Source organism: Pararobbsia alpina (genome assembly GCF_965118125.1).
Taxonomy (GTDB): Bacteria; Pseudomonadota; Gammaproteobacteria; order Burkholderiales; family Burkholderiaceae; genus Pararobbsia; species Pararobbsia alpina_A.
Window position 1 is genome coordinate 2,516,546 of record NZ_OZ221288.1, and the last position, 15,161, is coordinate 2,531,706.

Genomic DNA, 15,161 nt, shown 5'->3' on the forward strand with positions numbered 1-15,161 from the left:
AGCCTGTTCCTCACACACAGGCAAAAGGTTTTCATGTCTACTCTCGCAGGCAAGGTTGCCGTCGTCAGCGGCGCAACGACAGGTATCGGTTTGGCTATCGCTCAGCGCTTCGTCGCCGAAGGCGCTCACGTCTTTATCTTTGGCCGTCGGCAGGCGCAGCTTGACGAGGCCGCGAAGCTGATCGGACGCAACGTCACGCCGATCCAGGCCGACGCCGCGGACCTGGATGATCTTGATCGCGTCGCCGATGTGGTCCGCCAGGAAAAGGGCGTCGTCGACATCGTCGTGTCGAACGCGGGCTATACGGAGCAGGCGTCGATCGACACGCTCACGCCCGCGCATTTCGACAAGGCGTTCAATCTGATGGCTCGCGGCCCGGTCTTCCTCGTGCAGAAGCAGCTGCCGATGATGAAGCGGGGCGGCTCAATCGTGCTGGTTTCGTCGGCCATGCACGTCATGGGTATTCCCGGTCATACGGCGTACGCAGCGACCAAGGCGGCATTGCGTTCGTATGCCCGCACCTGGGCGGCGGAATTCAAGGATCGCGGCATCCGCGTGAACATGCTGAGCCCCGGTGTGACCGACACGCCGATCCTCGATTCGCAGACGGTGGGGCGCGACGAACTCGTGGATATGTACCAGGGCATGGTACCGCTCGGCCGACTCGCGCGTGCCGAGGAGATGGCCAGCGCGGCGCTATTCCTGGCCTCTGACCAGAGTTCCTATGTGACGGGCGCCGATCTGATGGCCGACGGTGGCATCGGTCAGGTCTGAGATTTGTCCCGCGCTGACTCGCCGCTGCTAGCTTGCAGGAGATGCCCGATGAATATGCTTGACGCCCTTTTCGATCCCTATCGGCTCAACGCCCTCGACCTACCGAATCGCGTGATCATGGCGCCGATGACGCGCTCCAGGTCGCCAGGGGGCGTGCCGACCGCCGAGGTTGCCAGCTACTATCGCCGCCGCGCGGAGCATGGCGTCGGCCTCATCATTACCGAGGCGACGGGGATAGGTCGTCCGGCGGCGCTCAATGAACCGGATATGCCCCGCTTGCATGGCGAAGCGGCGCTCGCGGGTTGGAAGCGAGTCGTGGACGAGGTACACGCAGCTGGCGGGCGCATTGCACCACAGGTGGTTCATGTCGGGCATAAGCGCTCAAACGCGACTCCCGATTGGAGACCGGCAGCACCTTACGAGAGCCCCTCGGGCTTCGCAGTGACCGGCGAGCGAGTCGGTGTGCCAATGAGTGAATCGGATGTGGCGGCCGCGATTGATGCCTTCGCGCGTGCAGCTTCGGATGCCGAGCGCATCGGGTTCGATGGCATCGAGCTGATGGGCGCGCACGGCTACCTGATCAATCAGTTCTTCTATGACCACCTGAACTTGCGCGACGACGCCTATGGTGGCGCCACGCTCGTCGAACGCTCGCGCTTTGCCGTCGAAGTGCTGAAGGCCGTGCGAGCAGCAGTGACGCCGGGTTTTCCGGTGATTCTTCGGCTTTCGCAATGGAAGCCGACAGACTTCAAAGCACGGCTTGCTGAAACGCCGCAGGCGCTTGAACAATGGCTCAGCGTGCTCGTTGACGCCGGTGCGGACGCCTTCCACCTTTCGCAGCCCAAGTACTCGCAGCCCGCGTTCCCCGAGATCGATAGCGAACTGAATCTTGCCGGCTGGGCAAAAAAGCTCACGGGGATCACCGCGATTACCGTCGGCGCGGTCGGCCTGTCTGGTGACGTCTACCAATCGCTTCGGGGATACAGCGCTCAATCCACGCCGCTCGATGACTTGATTGCGCGCCTTGAGCGCGGTGAATTCGATCTGGTGGCAGTCGGACGCGCGCTGCTGCAGGACCCCGCGTGGCTTGAAAAAGTACGCAGGAATCGTGTCGACCAGATCGCCGACTTCACGCCGGCGGCGTTTGCGACACTGCGTTAGTCACACACGCACTGTGCTTGCCCTGCCAATGCAATGATCGATAGGAATTTGGCCTGGAGGTCGGCTGAGCTCGGTCGAGATATTCGGTCGGCCCGGAAGCACTAAGCGCTGAAGAGGCCTTCGCTCGCTTTGAACGAGTCCTGCACGTGCTGCATCACCGCTCGTATCGTTGCGACGTTACGATCCTGCCTGCGGACAAACAGCCAGATATCACGCGGCGGAGGCGCGGGCTCGAGCGTGCAGAGCGTCAGGCCGGGAAGGCTGCGCCCCAGGTAGTGCGGTAGCAACGCCAGGCCCGCTCCGTTTCCTGCCGCGATGGCTTGCATGATGTGGTTCTCACCCCGAAATGCAATGCGTGATCGGGGGAAATGCCGCGTCAGCCACTCCGCGCCCGGCATGTCGCCACTCTCCTCGTTGTAACCGACAAACGTCGGCAATTCTCCGCGCTCGGCGCGATCGCACTGCGCTGCGATTCCGTAAAAGCCGAATGCCATGCTTCCCAGGGGCTTGGCGATGAGATCCGCATCCACGGCGTGGCCGACGCGCACCGCAATGTCAGCCTTATGCCGGCTGAGACTGATTGACCGAAGGTCTGTCGCGAGATCGATATCCAGGCCGGGATGCGTAGCCGTGATCTCTGTCAGGCGCGCTAGCAGAAATCCTTGTGCAAGCGCCGGAGGCGCGTTGATACGGACGAGTCCACGTAGCGTGTCAGGTGCACCGATGGCAGGGCGGGAAAGGTTCTGTGCTGCAACCTCCATTTCCGCCGCGACTTGCAGCGCATGCTCTCCCGCCGGTGTGAGTCGATACCCGTCGGGTCTGCGCTCGACCAGCTTGTCGCCAAGACTCTCTTCAAGAGACTGTATGCGCCTCGCCACCGTGGCGTGATTCACCTGCAGCGCGCGCGCAGTGGCAGACAGGCTGCGGTAGCGCCCTAACGCAAGGAACATCCGTACATCCTGCCAGTCGAGGGCTGTGCGTTTTCGATCAGTCATTGCGCAAGGATAGCGACTGCCGCTTCGCGGTGTCCAGCGATACGCTTCTTGCCAGATCGCGACATGCCTGACCCGTTCGCGTCTGTCTTAATCAACTCGCAAGGAGCATTTCCATGACTCAAAGGAAAGTTGCCATCGTCACCGGCGCTTCGCAAGGCATTGGTGCCGGTGTGGTCGACGCGTATCGCAAGAAGGGCTACGTCGTCATCGCGAACTCGCGCAGTATCAAGCAGAGTGATGACGATGGCGTTGTGGCGGTGGCGGGCGACATCCGCGATCGCGAAGTCGCGGACCGTGTTGTTCAAATCGCGCTCGAACGCTTCGGCCGGATCGATACACTGATCAACAACGCCGGTATTTTTATCGGCAAGCCATTCACCGACTACACGCCTGACGACTACAGGAATGTGATGGGAGTGAACGTTGAAGGTTTCTTCAACATCACGCAGCCGGTACTTCGGCAAATGGTCAGGCAAGGCAGCGGCCATATCGTGCAGATCACGGCGACCGTTGTGCATCAGGGGATTGCGGGGGCACCGGCGGGGCTTGCGATGTTGAGCAAGGGCGGTCTCTACGCCGTGACTGGCGGCCTGGCGATCGAGTATGCGAAACAGGGCATCCGTGTGAATGCCGTGGCGCCCGGTGTCATCAAGACGCCCATGCATCCGGCAGAAAAACATGCGTTGCTCGATACCATGCACCCGATCGGTCGCATGGGCGAGGTGTCCGAAATCGTCGACGCGATCATGTATCTCGAAGATGCGGCCTTTGTCACCGGACAGACCATCAACGTAGATGGCGGCCGGCACGCCGGTCGCTGGTAAGGCGTGTCCTTGCCGTTCAGTCAGGTTCAAAACGGCAGTGAAGTTCGGCCGTGCTGCCGGGTCCGTTCAGGTTGCTACCGACCTGACGTGGAACCCGGTGATGGCGGCTTCGCGACATCACGAGGTTCCACTCGGCTCAACAGGCATCGCGCGTTCGTACAGCAATTCGCACCCGGCATGAAATCTGCAGACAACGCCGGGTGGCGAATAACAGCTGAGCACGGCGATGCAAAACGAACACACGACGAATCCTGGCGGCGCTGCCGCGACTGTCCGCATTTCCACGGGGGTGGGCGGACTGGACGACGTTCTGAATGGTGGCCTGACGGCAAACCGGGTGTATTTGGTCGAAGGCGTTCCGGGTGCGGGAAAAACTACCCTTGGCCTGCATTTTCTACTGGAAGGCGCGAGACGAGGCGAAGCGGGTCTCTACATCACGCTGTCGGAAACCGCCGCCGAACTCAAGGCGGTCGCGGCCTCTCACCACTGGTCGCTCGACGCCCTGACGATTCACGAACTCGTCAGTGAAGACGGACTTGCCGAAGACGCCGGCCAGTCGATCTTGCATCCTTCGGAAGTCGAGCTTGGAGAGACGGTCGAAGAGGTCCGCCGCGCGGTCATGAAAGTCCGGCCGCAGCGGATCGTGTTCGACAGTCTTTCGGAGCTGCGCCTCCTTGCGCAGGATGCCCTTAAATACCGCCGCCAGGTGCTGGCGCTCAAACAGTTCTTCCTGACGCAGGGCTGCACGGTGTGGCTGCTCGATGACAAGACGACGCGGCTGTCAGACCTCCAACTGCACAGCATCACGCATGGCGTGATCGAACTCGACCAGCAGCTTCAGGATTACGGCACCGAACAGCGACGCTTGCGAATCGTCAAGATGCGTGGCGTCAAGTTCGCCGGCGGCTATCACGACTTCAGGCTCGACACGGGCGGTATTACCGTCTATCCGCGTTTGATCGCCGCCAAGCATCGTCGCGAATTCGATGCCGCGTCTCAGACAACCGGCGTCGAAGAGCTGGACGCCTTGCTTGGTGGAGGTCTCGTCCCCGGCACGAGCCTGCTTGTTGTCGGTCCGTCAGGCGCCGGGAAAACGACGACCGCCGTGCGTTGCGCGTTGAGTGCCCTCGAACGCGGACAGCGCGTCAAATACTTTTTGTTCGATGAGACGTTAGGCACGATGTTGTCGCGCTCAAGAAACCTGAGCATGAGTCTTGATGCCTACATCGAGAACGACCGCTTACTGGTCCAGCAGATCGACCCGGCGGAAATGTCGCCGGGCCAGTTCGCCACATTGGTCCGTGAAGCCGTCGAAGACGCCGACGCGTCGATGATCGTGATCGACAGTCTGAATGCCTATATGCAGGCCATGCCCGGGCATCGACATCTGCTGTTGCAGATGCACGAACTCCTGAGTTATTTGAATCAGCAGGGGGTCATCACGCTCATGGTTCTGGGGCAGCACGGGCTGATCGGCACGGTCGGCACGGACATCGATCTGAGCTACCTCAGCGATGCGCTTCTCGTGTTCCGTTACTTTGAAAGTGCCGGTGACGTCCTGACGGCTTTGTCCGTCCTGAAGAGCCGCTCGAACGCTCATGAGCGTTCGATTCGCGAGTTCAGGATCGCAAATACAGGGTTGAGGGTCGGTTTGCCTCTCAAGGACTTCGAAGGCGTCATGAGCGGTCTGCCGACCTATCACGGTCAACAGCCGCTGCTTGACCACGGTGTTGACGAGTAGGGGCCCGCATTGGAAGAAAGGATCCTGATCGCTGCGCCCCGTGGACGCGACGCACAAGTCGTTGAGCAAGTGCTCGCACGAGAGCACATGACGTGTGTTGCTTGTGCGGATATTGACGACCTCGTGACTTCGTTACGTGAAGGCGCCGCATGCGCGTTGATCGCCGACGAAGCGCTCGACCGCAAAGCACTCGACCTGCTGGAGGCGTGGCTGATCAACCAGCAGCCGTGGTCGGACCTTCCATTCGTCCTTCTTGTGGGCAACGGCAAGCGCGGCATGCCGACGCCCGAGTCGCTTCACCTGGCGACACTGGGTAATGTCGTGCTGATCGAGCGTCCGGTCAGCCGTGATGCGCTGATCAGCGCTGCCCGCAGCGCACTGCGGGCGAGGCGGCGGCAGTATCAGGCCCGGGAAATGATTGCCGAGCGCGCGGCGGCGAATGCCCAACTGCTTATCGCATCACGCCAGAAAGACGAGTTTCTTGCCATGCTCGCACACGAGCTGCGTAATCCGCTGACACCGATCCGCAATGCGGTGGAGACGATCCGGGTTGCAGAAGAAGCGTTGCCGCCGCGGATGCATTGGGCGCGTGACATTATCGAGCGGCAAACCCGACATCTGTCGAGCTTGCTCGAAGCGCTACTGGATGTGTCGCGCATTACGACCGGGAAGGTCACGCTCAGGCAGGAGACGCTCGACCTCGGCGTGCTGCTGGCGAATGCCATCGATGTCGCACGCTTGTCGATCGCTGCGCGACGTCATGTGCTCGAAGCCGATTTGCCGGACGAATCCATGTACGTGAGTGCGGATGCGACGCGGCTTGCTCAGGTATTCGGAAACTTGCTCGACAATGCGGCGAAATATACGCCGGACGGAGGCCGTATCCGCGTGCAGGCGCATAAGGAAGGCAGCGAGGCGGTCGTGACAATCAGCGACAACGGCACGGGCATCTCAAAGGACGATCTGCCGCGGATCTTCGAACTCTTTTCTCAATCGAGTCGCGCGCTCGATCGCGCACAAGGCGGGTTGGGCATCGGTCTTTCGATCGTCCGTACGCTCGTCGCCATGCATGGAGGCAACGTCGAGGCCCATAGCGATGGAATCGGCCAGGGTGCAAGCGTCGTACTTCATTTGCCTCTCGTTTTGGCCAGGCAGGAGGAGCTTGCTTCACCGTCTCGCTCCAGGCCGCGCCATACGCAAGGCCTTCGCATACTTGTCGTCGACGACAATAGCGACGCTGCCGAGTCACTCGCTATTTTGCTTGGCGTAGGAGGTCACGATGCAGTGACGGCACCGGATGGTCCGATAGCGCTCGCGAAGTGCGAAACGGAACGGTTTGACGCAGTCATCCTCGACATCGGGCTACCTGGGCTCGATGGCTACGAAGTCGCCCGGCGCATGAAGCTATTGCCATCGATGTCCGGCGTGATGCTGATCGCGCTGACAGGGTACGGTCAGGTCGAGGACATCCGGCACGCGAAAGAAGCGGGCTTTAACCATCACTTCGTCAAACCCGTCGAGCCCGATAGTTTGTTCGCGCTGTTTGATGAAATGAGTGCTTGAAGGCTGGGCTAGACCTGTCTCTTTAGCCCGACGATCGAAGTCGATGCCGAGCAGTGTGCCTCGCGCAGTCCGCGCGAGGCACGTGGAATCACACAGACGGGCGTTATCGTGACTCACAGATCGGACTGCATCGCGATTTCCGCTTCTTTGATATTCGCGATCGGTTGCAGGATCGAGTGGTCAAACGACTTCGGTTCACGGTTGTGCGCGAGCACTTTCGGCAGGTCGGGGTTGGCCAATGCTCCGCGACCGACGGCGACCACATCGGCACCTGCGTCGACGACTGCTTTCATCCGATCCGCCGTGTGCAACCCACCGTTCGCGATGAGCGTGACATTGGGTGCATAGCGTCGTGCAAGCGTCACCAGGCTGTCTTTCGAGCCTTCGAAGGCAGGTTGCCACGCTTCATATTCGGTGACGTGAATGAAGTTCGCGCCGGCGTCGGCAAGGGTGCCGAAGATCGCTTCGGCATCCGCTTCACCGCCAAGCCACTTCGACGTGAAGTCATTGACCTTGCCCTGAGAGATCCGGATACCGACCGGTGCCGCGTTGCCGATCGAGTGCTTGACGAGCTTCACGATGTCCGCAAGCAGCTGCACGCGCTTGAGTGCATCGCCGCCCCAACGGTCGGTGCGAAGGTTCGTGTGCGCGGTCAGGAACTGGTCGAGAAGATAGCCGTTAGCGCCATGAATCTCGACGCCGTTAAAGCCGGCAATATGAATGGCGCGTTGTGCGGCGCTCAAGAATCCTTGAACGGCCTCTTCAAGCTCGGCATCGGTGATTTCTTTCGGCTCGGGATACGGGCCGTTGCCGAAGTAGAACTCCATTTGCTTGCCCTTTGGGCGAACAGCCGAGGGCGCGACGGTGTGCGTGCGATACACATTGCCTTGACTCAGCGCGCCCGCATGCATCAGTTGCGCAAAGACAAGGGCGCCTTCGTCTTGCATTGCTTGCGTAAAGTCCGTCCAGCCTCGCGCCTGATCGTCGTCGGAGAGTCCGGGCTGAAAACGGTATCCTTGCGAAAATGCCTTGTCGGTGTAGATGCCTTCGGTCGTGACAAGCCCGAAGCCACCTTTAGCGAAACGCATGTAGTAGTCGAACATGGTCTGCGTCGGATGACCGTTCTCCGTCGCCGTGATGCGCGTCATGGGCGAGACTGCGATTCGATTGCGAACTGCGATGCTGTTGCCGTTGTACGGGGACAGGATCAGGGGAGTCGTGTCAGTCATTTTCTCTGCTCGCTGCGAAAGGGAAAGTGACTGCATCGTAGGCGTCGCGTGGGCGAAGAAACAGGCATCGAGGCGTGAAGCCGCCGTATCACTTTCGGATATAAACCATGCTTCTCTCGGACGTTCGCACCTTTCTGGCCGTCGCGTCGGCGCGGAGTTTGTCGTCTGCGGCTCGTCAGCTCAACGTCGCGCCCATGCAGGTTTCGCGGCGCATCGCGGTTCTTGAAGAAGACCTTGGGGTACGTCTGTTTCATCGCTCGACGCGAGCGTTGACGCTGACCGCGGAGGGAGAAGCTTTCGTTCCGTATGCGAAAGCGATGACCGATGCTGAACTCGGTATTCGGTCCGAACTGAGTCCGTCTCCGAAACACGCTTCCGGGGTGCTTCGGATGACGGCCCCGACGGGCTTCGGTCAGTCCGTCGTCATGCCCATGCTTCCAAGACTATTGGAAGCGAACCCTGAGCTTCGTATTGATCTCGATCTCTCGGATCGCCTCGTCGATGTGGTGGGGCAGGGGCTGGAACTGGCGCTGCGCATTGCACCGCTGGAGGACTCGGAGTTGGTTGCGAGGCAGATTGCGCCGAATCCGCGGCTGATCTGTGCCTCTCCCGCGTACATAGCCAAGCGGGGTCGTCCGGCGACGGTGGAGGAGATTGATCAGCACCAGTGCATCAGCCTCGGTGCGGTACGACGTTGGCCTCTCGTTGTGGACGGGGTGTTGACACGAAAGAGCATCGAGGCGTACGTCACCACGACCAGTGTCGATGCCGCGCGTACGGCGGCGCTGCAAGGGCTGGGTATCGTGATGCTGAGCTACTGGGATGTGTTCAGACAGCTAGCCGATGGCTCTCTCGTGCAAATTCCGTTGAAGGACGCGGAGATGGAAAAGCTTTCGGTGTGGGCGGTCATCCCGAGTCGGCGTTATGTACCTCATCGAGTCCATGTGTTTCTTGAGGCGCTTGAGGCGGAGCTGACGCAGCTTGCAAAGACGCATATTGGGGTTGCGCGCTAGCTCGTTGTACAACGCAAACGTTGTAAAACAATCTTGTTGTAAAACATTTGCGTTGTGTCGCGGTAGGTAGCCATGCTGGTCTGGGCGTGGATAACGTCCTTGCTCAGACTAGAATGTTTTCAACCGGTCTTCACCCGGATCAACACGCAAAAGGACTCCGATGAAGTTAAGCCTCTTTGTCACAGGTGCGTTCTGCGGCCTCGTCGTGACGACGCTTGCCGCGCATGCCGACACGCCCACGGATACGCATACCGTCGCGATTCAGTCCGGTCGTGTCGCTGGTGCCGTAGCGGATGGTGTGGAATCGTTTAAGGGCATTCCGTATGCGCAGGCGCCGGTGGGGCCGCTGCGTTGGCGCGCGCCTCAACCGGTTCATCCGTGGGCTGGTGTGCGCGACGCCAGGGCATATGGCAAAGACTGTCTGCAGGAACCTTTCCCTGGCGATGCGGCGCCGCTTGGCGTAGGGCTTAGCGAGAACTGCCTGTTTATGAACGTGTGGCGTCCTGCTCAAGCTGCGGAGAAAAAGCTGCCCGTGATGGTGTGGATTTACGGCGGCGGGTTCGTCAATGGCGGTTCGTCGCCTGGCGTCTATTCTGGCAGCGAGTTTGCCAAGCAAGGCATCGTGTTCGTGAGCTTCAATTATCGTGTCGGTCGCTTTGGCTTCTTTGCGCATCCGTCATTGACGGCTGCGAATGCGGATGACGGACTCCTGGGCAACTACGGCCTCATGGATCAGATCGCGGCGCTTAAATGGGTGCAGGCCAACATCGACAAGTTCGGCGGGGATCCGGGCAACGTCACGATCTTTGGCGAGTCGGCAGGGGGCTTTTCGGTGGCGAGCCTGATCACGTCGACATTGACGGATGGCCTGTTTCAGCGCGCCATCATCGAGTCCGGTTCGGGACGTCACAACATCACGCCCGGACTCACGCTCAAGCAAGCCGAGAGTGCGGGCACTGAGTTCGCCAAGGCCAACAATATCGATGGCTCGGGTGAGCAAGCGCTGAGAAAGCTGCGCAAGCTCCCTGCGAGGAAGGTCGTCAATGGCCTCAATATGTCCACGATGCGTGTGCCGACCTACGCGGGGCCGATGATTGACGGGAAGCTCATTACGGGCGAGCCTCAGGATGTCTACGCGGCGGGGAATTTCCACAAGGTGCCTTTGATTGTCGGCGCGAATGCTGCAGATCTCGGCTTTCCGCCGAAGGTCAGTTCGGTTGACGATGCGCTGGCACCTTTAGGCGCGGCAAAAAAGGAGGCAGCGCGAAGTGCCTATGCCCCGACGGGCAGTGCCAAGCCCGATGACGTCGCGATGGAGATCGCGAGCGATCAGTTCATGGTCGAGCCTGCGCGATTCGTAGCGCGTACGTTTAGCGGAGCCGGGGCACCGACCTGGGAATACCGGTTCGGGTATGTGGCCGACTCGATGAAGCAGCAATGGCCAGGCGCCGTGCATGCGAGCGAGATTCCGTATGCCTTCGACACGCTTCACGCTCGCTACGCCAATGCAGTCACGGCACAAGACAGTGCCATGGCCCAGCAGATGCATGCCTATTGGGTGAATTTCGCAAAGAATGGCGATCCGAACGGCGCGGGCTTGCCGCAATGGACGCGCTACTCGACGCAGGAAGACAAGCTGCTCTGGTTCGCTCCCGAAGGTGCGTCGAAAACGTCTGAGATGACTGATCCGTGGAAGGCGCGTCTTGACGTGGTTGCGCCTTGAATGAGCCATGCGCGTCGTGTGACTCGAACTCGGATCAAGTCATTCGACGCGCTGGCGACATCAACTCGGGAACAAGTGCGAAGAGTGCGTGACTGCGGCACCCGCTCTCATGCAGGCCGTGACGAGCGCGGCCTCTGCCAATTGCTCATCTGTTGCTCCTGCGTCCCGCGCTGCCTTGGTGTGGAGTTCGATGCAATAGGGGCACTGCGTGGTCAACGCCACGGCGACGGCCATCAGTTGCTTGTTCAGCACTGAGATCGCCCCATCCTCAAAGGCCGCGTCGTTAAACGCCCAGAAAGCCTTGGCTGTCTTCGCAGCATTCTTATCAAGGTTCTTCAGGCGGCTCAGGTTTTTCATGTCAAACATGTCTGCTACTCCTTGTGCACCAACGGGACCTAAGGAGGTTTCCCCAGGCGTCCCACTGCTTTCGCTTAGCCACCGGCAATGACTGGATTCCTATGAAGGGAAATCCCGGTCAAATCATAGCGTCGCGAATCGCGCCTGAGACGCCGGCGATACTTACGTATAGCGCTGCTGACTAAGTTGCATGGGAGCCCCTGTTTGAACGCTAAAGCGGGGCGGAGCATGACGGCCTTCTATACCTGAGTACAGTAGTGAAACCGAGTTGACGAACATAGACTTTGAAGGGTGTCAAAGTCGATCTGACGCCTGGACGATGCACGTCGAATGCATCGTCATTCAATCTATTTTTCGTGGTTAGCCAACTCGATCTGGAGGAGAGGTCCATGCTTTCTTCTTTTAGAATTGCCGAGCGATCGGACCCGTCATTCTGGTCCGTCGCGGTCTTGCGATGGGCGCTTGTGATCGTTTTTCTCTGGTTCGGCTGCATGAAGTTCACCAGCTACGAAGCGCATGGAATTTCGCCGTTTATCGAGCACAGTCCGATCATGAGCTGGCTTCATGCGTTGCTCGGCGTGCAAGGCGCGAGCGATGTGGTCGGACTGCTTGAGCTTTCGACGGCGGTTGCGCTTGTGTTGGGTTCCTTTATTCCGCTTTTTTCGGCCTTGGGCGCGGCCATGTCCTGCGCGACCTTTCTGATTACGCTGTCGTTCATGCTCTCGACGCCGGGTGTCGCGGCGGCGCCGGCCGGCGGATTCCCGGCGATCTCCGGCGACATCGGTCAGTTCCTGCTCAAGGACGTGGTTTCGCTTGCTGCGTCGGCTTGCTTGTTGATGAAGTCGATCGTGCCTCAAACGGTGGGCGCGAAATCGCCGGTGGCGTCGACGACGTAATGGCTCGAGCAGTTAGCGGGGCGAAGAGGTTGGAACAGATCGAAACGCCGATCGGGGCTGCAACGCCCCAATCGGCTCGGCGTCCGTCGATGGCTCAATCTGTCGCCCGATTTTGTCACCCGATGTAACGCTACGCTTGGTGCCTCGGCACGCGCGCGGTAGCCGGACAGCATACGAATGTCGCGTCTGGAGATACGCGGCTTGGCTACGGGTGTTTGCGCAGCACGCGTTACTTCGACATGCCAACGCCCGTAAAGAGACCTTGCAATCTCGGCCGCGGCATCGGGTTCTCCATCAGTGGGTCCGATTGCCCTGCTTCGAGGAATGCTTCGGCCAACGTGGCAGCCTTTGCCCAGATCGCCTGCGAGATGGCTGCACCAAGGCTCAACCGGCGTACGCCTAGCTTGCCGAGCTCGTCAGCGACGGCCAATCCCTTCCACGTCAGCACATTCAGCGGCAGCGTGATCTCGCTTGCGATGGTTTGAATGTCTTCCGGGCGATGGAGCGCTGGCACAAACAAGCCGTCGGCACCGGCCGATGCATATAGCGCACCGCGTGTAATCGATTCTTCGACCTGCATCGGGGCCGTGACGAGTTGCGCGAGGAACACATCGGTTCGCGCGTTGACGAAAATGTCGGCCCCTGCGTGCACGGTGGCGGTTTTGATGGCTTCGATCTTCGCGGCAAGCAAGCTCGGCGAGTCCGACCCGTCCTCGATGTTCACACCTGCCACGCCCGCATCGATCAGCCGCTTGACGTGCGTCGCGACCACTCCCGGATCATCACTGAAGCCGTGCTCGATATCGACGGAAAGCGGCACGCGAAGCACGCGCGTCATGCGGGTCACGACACCCAGTGCCTCGCCGGCCGGCAGGATGCGCCCATCGGGATAGCCGAGCGCCCAGGCCATGCCTGCGCTTGTTGTGCCGATTGCGTGGGCGCCAAGGCTTTCGAAAAGCCGCGCGCTGCCGGCATCCCAGGCGTTGACAAGCCGAAGTGGAAGAGGACCCGTGTGCAATGCACGAAATGCTTGGGATTGATTGGACATACCAAACTCCAACAACAGAGAGGAAATAAGGCAAGGCTGGCGCGCGGACGGCACGGGCCTGCCGCGCCGTTGTATTGCGGGGGGCGCATCAGGCGTCGACGTACGCATCGTCGGTGCAAAAGAGGGTGGCTTGCGCGTTCGAGCGCGAAGCGGGCAGTACTTTTCCGTTGGCCGTGACGTCTTCGTGTCGGGCCGATTCGAGACGCGCAAGATCACGCGTCTCGAGTGCGAGCAAATAGTTTTTTGCCTGGAGACCGCCGGCGAATCCGGTGAGCTGGCCACCGGAACCAATGACTCGATGGCAAGGCGCGACGATCGAGATCGGGTTCTTACCGTTGGCAGCGCCGACCGCGCGCACGGCCTTCGGATTGCCGACTTGTACCGCGATCTGCAGGTAGCTTCGCGTCTCTCCGTAGGGAATGGTCAGCAATGCGTGCCAGACTTTTTTCTGAAAGTCGGTGCCCTTGAAATCCAGCGGCACATCGAAATGCGAGCGACGGCCGGCAAAGTATTCCTGAAGTTGACGCTCCACCTCTTCGAGCATGGGGGTGCTGTCAACCTCAACCATCTCACCAAGCCGCACGCGATCGGGCCGTTCGGTCTCCCACAGGATCGCAGCAAGGCGCTCGTCGTTGAGAATGACTTTAAGTTTGCCGAGTGGGGAGTCAACGTACTTGTAAACGTAGGCCATGGCGATTTCTTCGAAGATGGGCGTCGATCAGCGTCATACGGGGCGCCGGCACGGGATGGTATCCGGTGCCAGCGCGCATGACGTTATTGTGTGGGTTCTCGCTGTGCAGGAAGTCCCGGATACGACGCGCTAAGTCCGGAATCAGGCCGCTTTCTTGATGTAACTGTTGCACCACCCTTTCCCGGACACACGCTTCGTGCCGAAAAGCGGGCAGGGCGCGGTGGGGTCCGCAGCTGCGCCTTGATAAAACTGACAGGTCGAACACATTTGACCGGACGCATACTTCGGGTACTTGGCCTTGTCGACCGTAGTCGCATCGGCCCGATAGCCGAGGGCCTGTGCATTCGAGTCCGACTCGGACACCATCGCGTCGTCGGAAAGGGCAACGCGCGGCAAGCTGAGCGATGCGGACAGCATCGCGGTAGTCACGAGAAACTGGCGGCGATTAGACGGCATGGGCAACTCCAGCAAAGGCATTTGAGCGGGTGCGGCGGGCTCACGCGAGAACGCGACGTAACCCTGCCGCACGGTGGCGCATCGAGTCTGCTTTCAGGGATAGTCTGCGTAGCTTCCCAGGAAGTCGGCCTTGCCGATCGGCACGCCGTTGTGTCGCAGGATGTTGTAGGCCGTGGTGACGTGAAAGAAGAAGTTCTGAACGCCGAACATGAGCAGGTAGTCGTCGCCGCGAAACTCCTTGGGCGCGCCATCGACCTTGATCGTCACGGCACGCGACGCGCTGTCTTCCAGGCGCTCCGGCTTGAGACTCAAGAGATAGTCCGTCGACCGATCAATGCGTTCGCGAAGCTGCGCAAAGGTCGACTCCGTCGGATCGAAGCGCGGGGCCTCTACGCCCGAGAGGCGTTCGCCGGACAGGCGCGCCGTATCGGTGGCAAATTGGATCTGGCCAGAAAACGGCATCATGTCTTCGAACAGCCGCGCTTCGATCAGCGTGCGCTCTTCGAGGCCCTTGAGCTTTGCGTATTCCTCGCCCTTGACGATCAGGGAGCTCAGCACAGACAGGCCGCGCACAAGCACTGGAATGGATGCGCGGTACATGGAAACGCTCACGATTCGGACCCTCCTTCGGGTGGTCAATGCCAGCACATTTGCAGGCTTGCTCTATTGAAGGAAATCCGGTTCGGGATA

Annotated in this window: 15 protein-coding genes; 8 read left to right on the forward strand and 7 right to left on the reverse strand. The window is 60.3% G+C overall.

All coding sequences use genetic code 11. The features are described from left to right. The first annotated feature begins 33 nt into the window (after positions 1-33). Together ACMFWR_RS29250 and ACMFWR_RS29255 are read left to right on the forward strand one after the other, a co-directional pair. Positions 34-774 (forward strand): SDR family NAD(P)-dependent oxidoreductase, encoded by a 741-nt coding sequence (locus ACMFWR_RS29250; protein WP_413195870.1) that lies wholly within the window; start codon positions 34-36, stop codon positions 772-774. 48 nt (positions 775-822) lie between these two features. Next, positions 823-1,935, forward strand: a complete 1,113-nt coding sequence (locus ACMFWR_RS29255; protein ID WP_413195871.1) for an NADH:flavin oxidoreductase — start codon at positions 823-825, stop codon at positions 1,933-1,935. A 101-nt stretch (positions 1,936-2,036) separates the two neighbouring features. On the opposite strand, the gene ACMFWR_RS29260 is transcribed toward ACMFWR_RS29255, so the two are convergent. Beyond that, positions 2,037-2,930, reverse strand: coding sequence for a LysR family transcriptional regulator (locus ACMFWR_RS29260; protein ID WP_413195872.1), 894 nt, complete (start codon positions 2,928-2,930; stop codon positions 2,037-2,039). A gap of 113 nt (positions 2,931-3,043) precedes the next feature. Here ACMFWR_RS29260 and ACMFWR_RS29265 point away from each other — a divergent pair, with 113 nt between their 5' ends. The 3 genes from ACMFWR_RS29265 (at position 3,044) to ACMFWR_RS29275 (ending at position 7,058) form a co-directional block, all read left to right on the forward strand. Beyond that, a complete protein-coding gene (locus ACMFWR_RS29265) occupies positions 3,044-3,754 on the forward strand; it encodes an SDR family NAD(P)-dependent oxidoreductase (RefSeq protein WP_413195873.1) in 711 nt (236 codons plus the stop codon). A gap of 226 nt (positions 3,755-3,980) precedes the next feature. Further along, positions 3,981-5,495 carry an ATPase domain-containing protein gene (locus ACMFWR_RS29270; protein ID WP_413195874.1) on the forward strand — a complete coding sequence of 505 codons (1,515 nt, stop codon included), beginning with the start codon at positions 3,981-3,983 and terminating at the stop codon, positions 5,493-5,495. A 123-nt stretch (positions 5,496-5,618) separates the two neighbouring features. Further along, the gene (locus ACMFWR_RS29275; protein WP_413195875.1) at positions 5,619-7,058 is read left to right on the forward strand and encodes an ATP-binding protein; all 1,440 of its coding nucleotides are present in this window, start codon (positions 5,619-5,621) and stop codon (positions 7,056-7,058) included. Positions 7,059-7,171: 113 nt separating this feature from the next. On the opposite strand, the gene ACMFWR_RS29280 is transcribed toward ACMFWR_RS29275, so the two are convergent. Beyond that, positions 7,172-8,287: an NADH:flavin oxidoreductase gene (locus tag ACMFWR_RS29280; protein WP_413195876.1), complete on the reverse strand. Its 1,116-nt coding sequence runs from the start codon at positions 8,285-8,287 to the stop codon at positions 7,172-7,174. A gap of 107 nt (positions 8,288-8,394) precedes the next feature. On the opposite strand from ACMFWR_RS29280, the gene ACMFWR_RS29285 reads away from it, so the two are divergent. Next, entirely contained in the window at positions 8,395-9,300 is a 906-nt protein-coding gene (locus tag ACMFWR_RS29285) for a LysR family transcriptional regulator (RefSeq protein WP_413195877.1), read from the forward strand. 160 nt (positions 9,301-9,460) lie between these two features. Continuing rightward, entirely contained in the window at positions 9,461-11,023 is a 1,563-nt protein-coding gene (locus ACMFWR_RS29290) for a carboxylesterase/lipase family protein (RefSeq protein ID WP_413195878.1), read from the forward strand. Positions 11,024-11,083: 60 nt separating this feature from the next. Here the strand turns inward: ACMFWR_RS29290 and ACMFWR_RS29295 are convergent, their stop codons facing one another. Continuing rightward, complete coding sequence (locus tag ACMFWR_RS29295; protein WP_413195879.1) at positions 11,084-11,389, reverse strand: carboxymuconolactone decarboxylase family protein; 306 nt, start codon at positions 11,387-11,389, stop codon at positions 11,084-11,086. 380 nt (positions 11,390-11,769) lie between these two features. On the opposite strand from ACMFWR_RS29295, the gene ACMFWR_RS29300 reads away from it, so the two are divergent. Next, positions 11,770-12,276, forward strand: coding sequence for a YkgB family protein (locus ACMFWR_RS29300; RefSeq protein ID WP_413195880.1), 507 nt, complete (start codon positions 11,770-11,772; stop codon positions 12,274-12,276). Between the two features lie 229 nt (positions 12,277-12,505). Here the strand turns inward: ACMFWR_RS29300 and ACMFWR_RS29305 are convergent, their stop codons facing one another. The 4 genes from ACMFWR_RS29305 to ACMFWR_RS29320 all read right to left on the reverse strand — a co-directional run bounded on the left by ACMFWR_RS29305 (position 12,506) and on the right by ACMFWR_RS29320 (position 15,083). Next, a complete protein-coding gene (locus ACMFWR_RS29305) occupies positions 12,506-13,324 on the reverse strand; it encodes an isocitrate lyase/PEP mutase family protein (RefSeq protein ID WP_413195881.1) in 819 nt (272 codons plus the stop codon). Positions 13,325-13,412: 88 nt separating this feature from the next. Then, positions 13,413-14,015: a methylated-DNA--[protein]-cysteine S-methyltransferase gene (locus ACMFWR_RS29310; RefSeq protein ID WP_413195882.1), complete on the reverse strand. Its 603-nt coding sequence runs from the start codon at positions 14,013-14,015 to the stop codon at positions 13,413-13,415. Positions 14,016-14,156: 141 nt separating this feature from the next. Further along, positions 14,157-14,471: a high-potential iron-sulfur protein gene (locus tag ACMFWR_RS29315; RefSeq protein WP_413195883.1), complete on the reverse strand. Its 315-nt coding sequence runs from the start codon at positions 14,469-14,471 to the stop codon at positions 14,157-14,159. A 93-nt stretch (positions 14,472-14,564) separates the two neighbouring features. Beyond that, on the reverse strand, positions 14,565-15,083 hold the full coding sequence (locus tag ACMFWR_RS29320) for a DUF1993 domain-containing protein (RefSeq protein WP_413195884.1): 519 nt from the start codon (positions 15,081-15,083) through the stop codon (positions 14,565-14,567). Between the last annotated feature and the right edge of the window lie 78 nt (positions 15,084-15,161).

Bases quoted from the DNA above. Each gene is read 5' to 3' on its own strand.
- ACMFWR_RS29260 (WP_413195872.1), bottom strand. From the start codon at position 2,930: ATGACTGATCGAAAACGCACAGCCCTCGACTGGCAGGATGTACGGATG.
- ACMFWR_RS29305 (WP_413195881.1), bottom strand. From the start codon at position 13,324: ATGTCCAATCAATCCCAAGCATTTCGTGCATTGCACACGGGTCCTCTT.
- ACMFWR_RS29280 (WP_413195876.1), bottom strand. From the start codon at position 8,287: ATGACTGACACGACTCCCCTGATCCTGTCCCCGTACAACGGCAACAGC.
- ACMFWR_RS29270 (WP_413195874.1), top strand. From the start codon at position 3,981: ATGCAAAACGAACACACGACGAATCCTGGCGGCGCTGCCGCGACTGTC.
- ACMFWR_RS29300 (WP_413195880.1), top strand. From the start codon at position 11,770: ATGCTTTCTTCTTTTAGAATTGCCGAGCGATCGGACCCGTCATTCTGG.
- ACMFWR_RS29255 (WP_413195871.1), top strand. From the start codon at position 823: ATGAATATGCTTGACGCCCTTTTCGATCCCTATCGGCTCAACGCCCTC.
- ACMFWR_RS29285 (WP_413195877.1), top strand. From the start codon at position 8,395: ATGCTTCTCTCGGACGTTCGCACCTTTCTGGCCGTCGCGTCGGCGCGG.
- ACMFWR_RS29295 (WP_413195879.1), bottom strand. From the start codon at position 11,389: ATGTTTGACATGAAAAACCTGAGCCGCCTGAAGAACCTTGATAAGAAT.
- ACMFWR_RS29310 (WP_413195882.1), bottom strand. From the start codon at position 14,015: ATGGCCTACGTTTACAAGTACGTTGACTCCCCACTCGGCAAACTTAAA.
- ACMFWR_RS29265 (WP_413195873.1), top strand. From the start codon at position 3,044: ATGACTCAAAGGAAAGTTGCCATCGTCACCGGCGCTTCGCAAGGCATT.
- ACMFWR_RS29250 (WP_413195870.1), top strand. From the start codon at position 34: ATGTCTACTCTCGCAGGCAAGGTTGCCGTCGTCAGCGGCGCAACGACA.
- ACMFWR_RS29315 (WP_413195883.1), bottom strand. From the start codon at position 14,471: ATGCCGTCTAATCGCCGCCAGTTTCTCGTGACTACCGCGATGCTGTCC.
- ACMFWR_RS29290 (WP_413195878.1), top strand. From the start codon at position 9,461: ATGAAGTTAAGCCTCTTTGTCACAGGTGCGTTCTGCGGCCTCGTCGTG.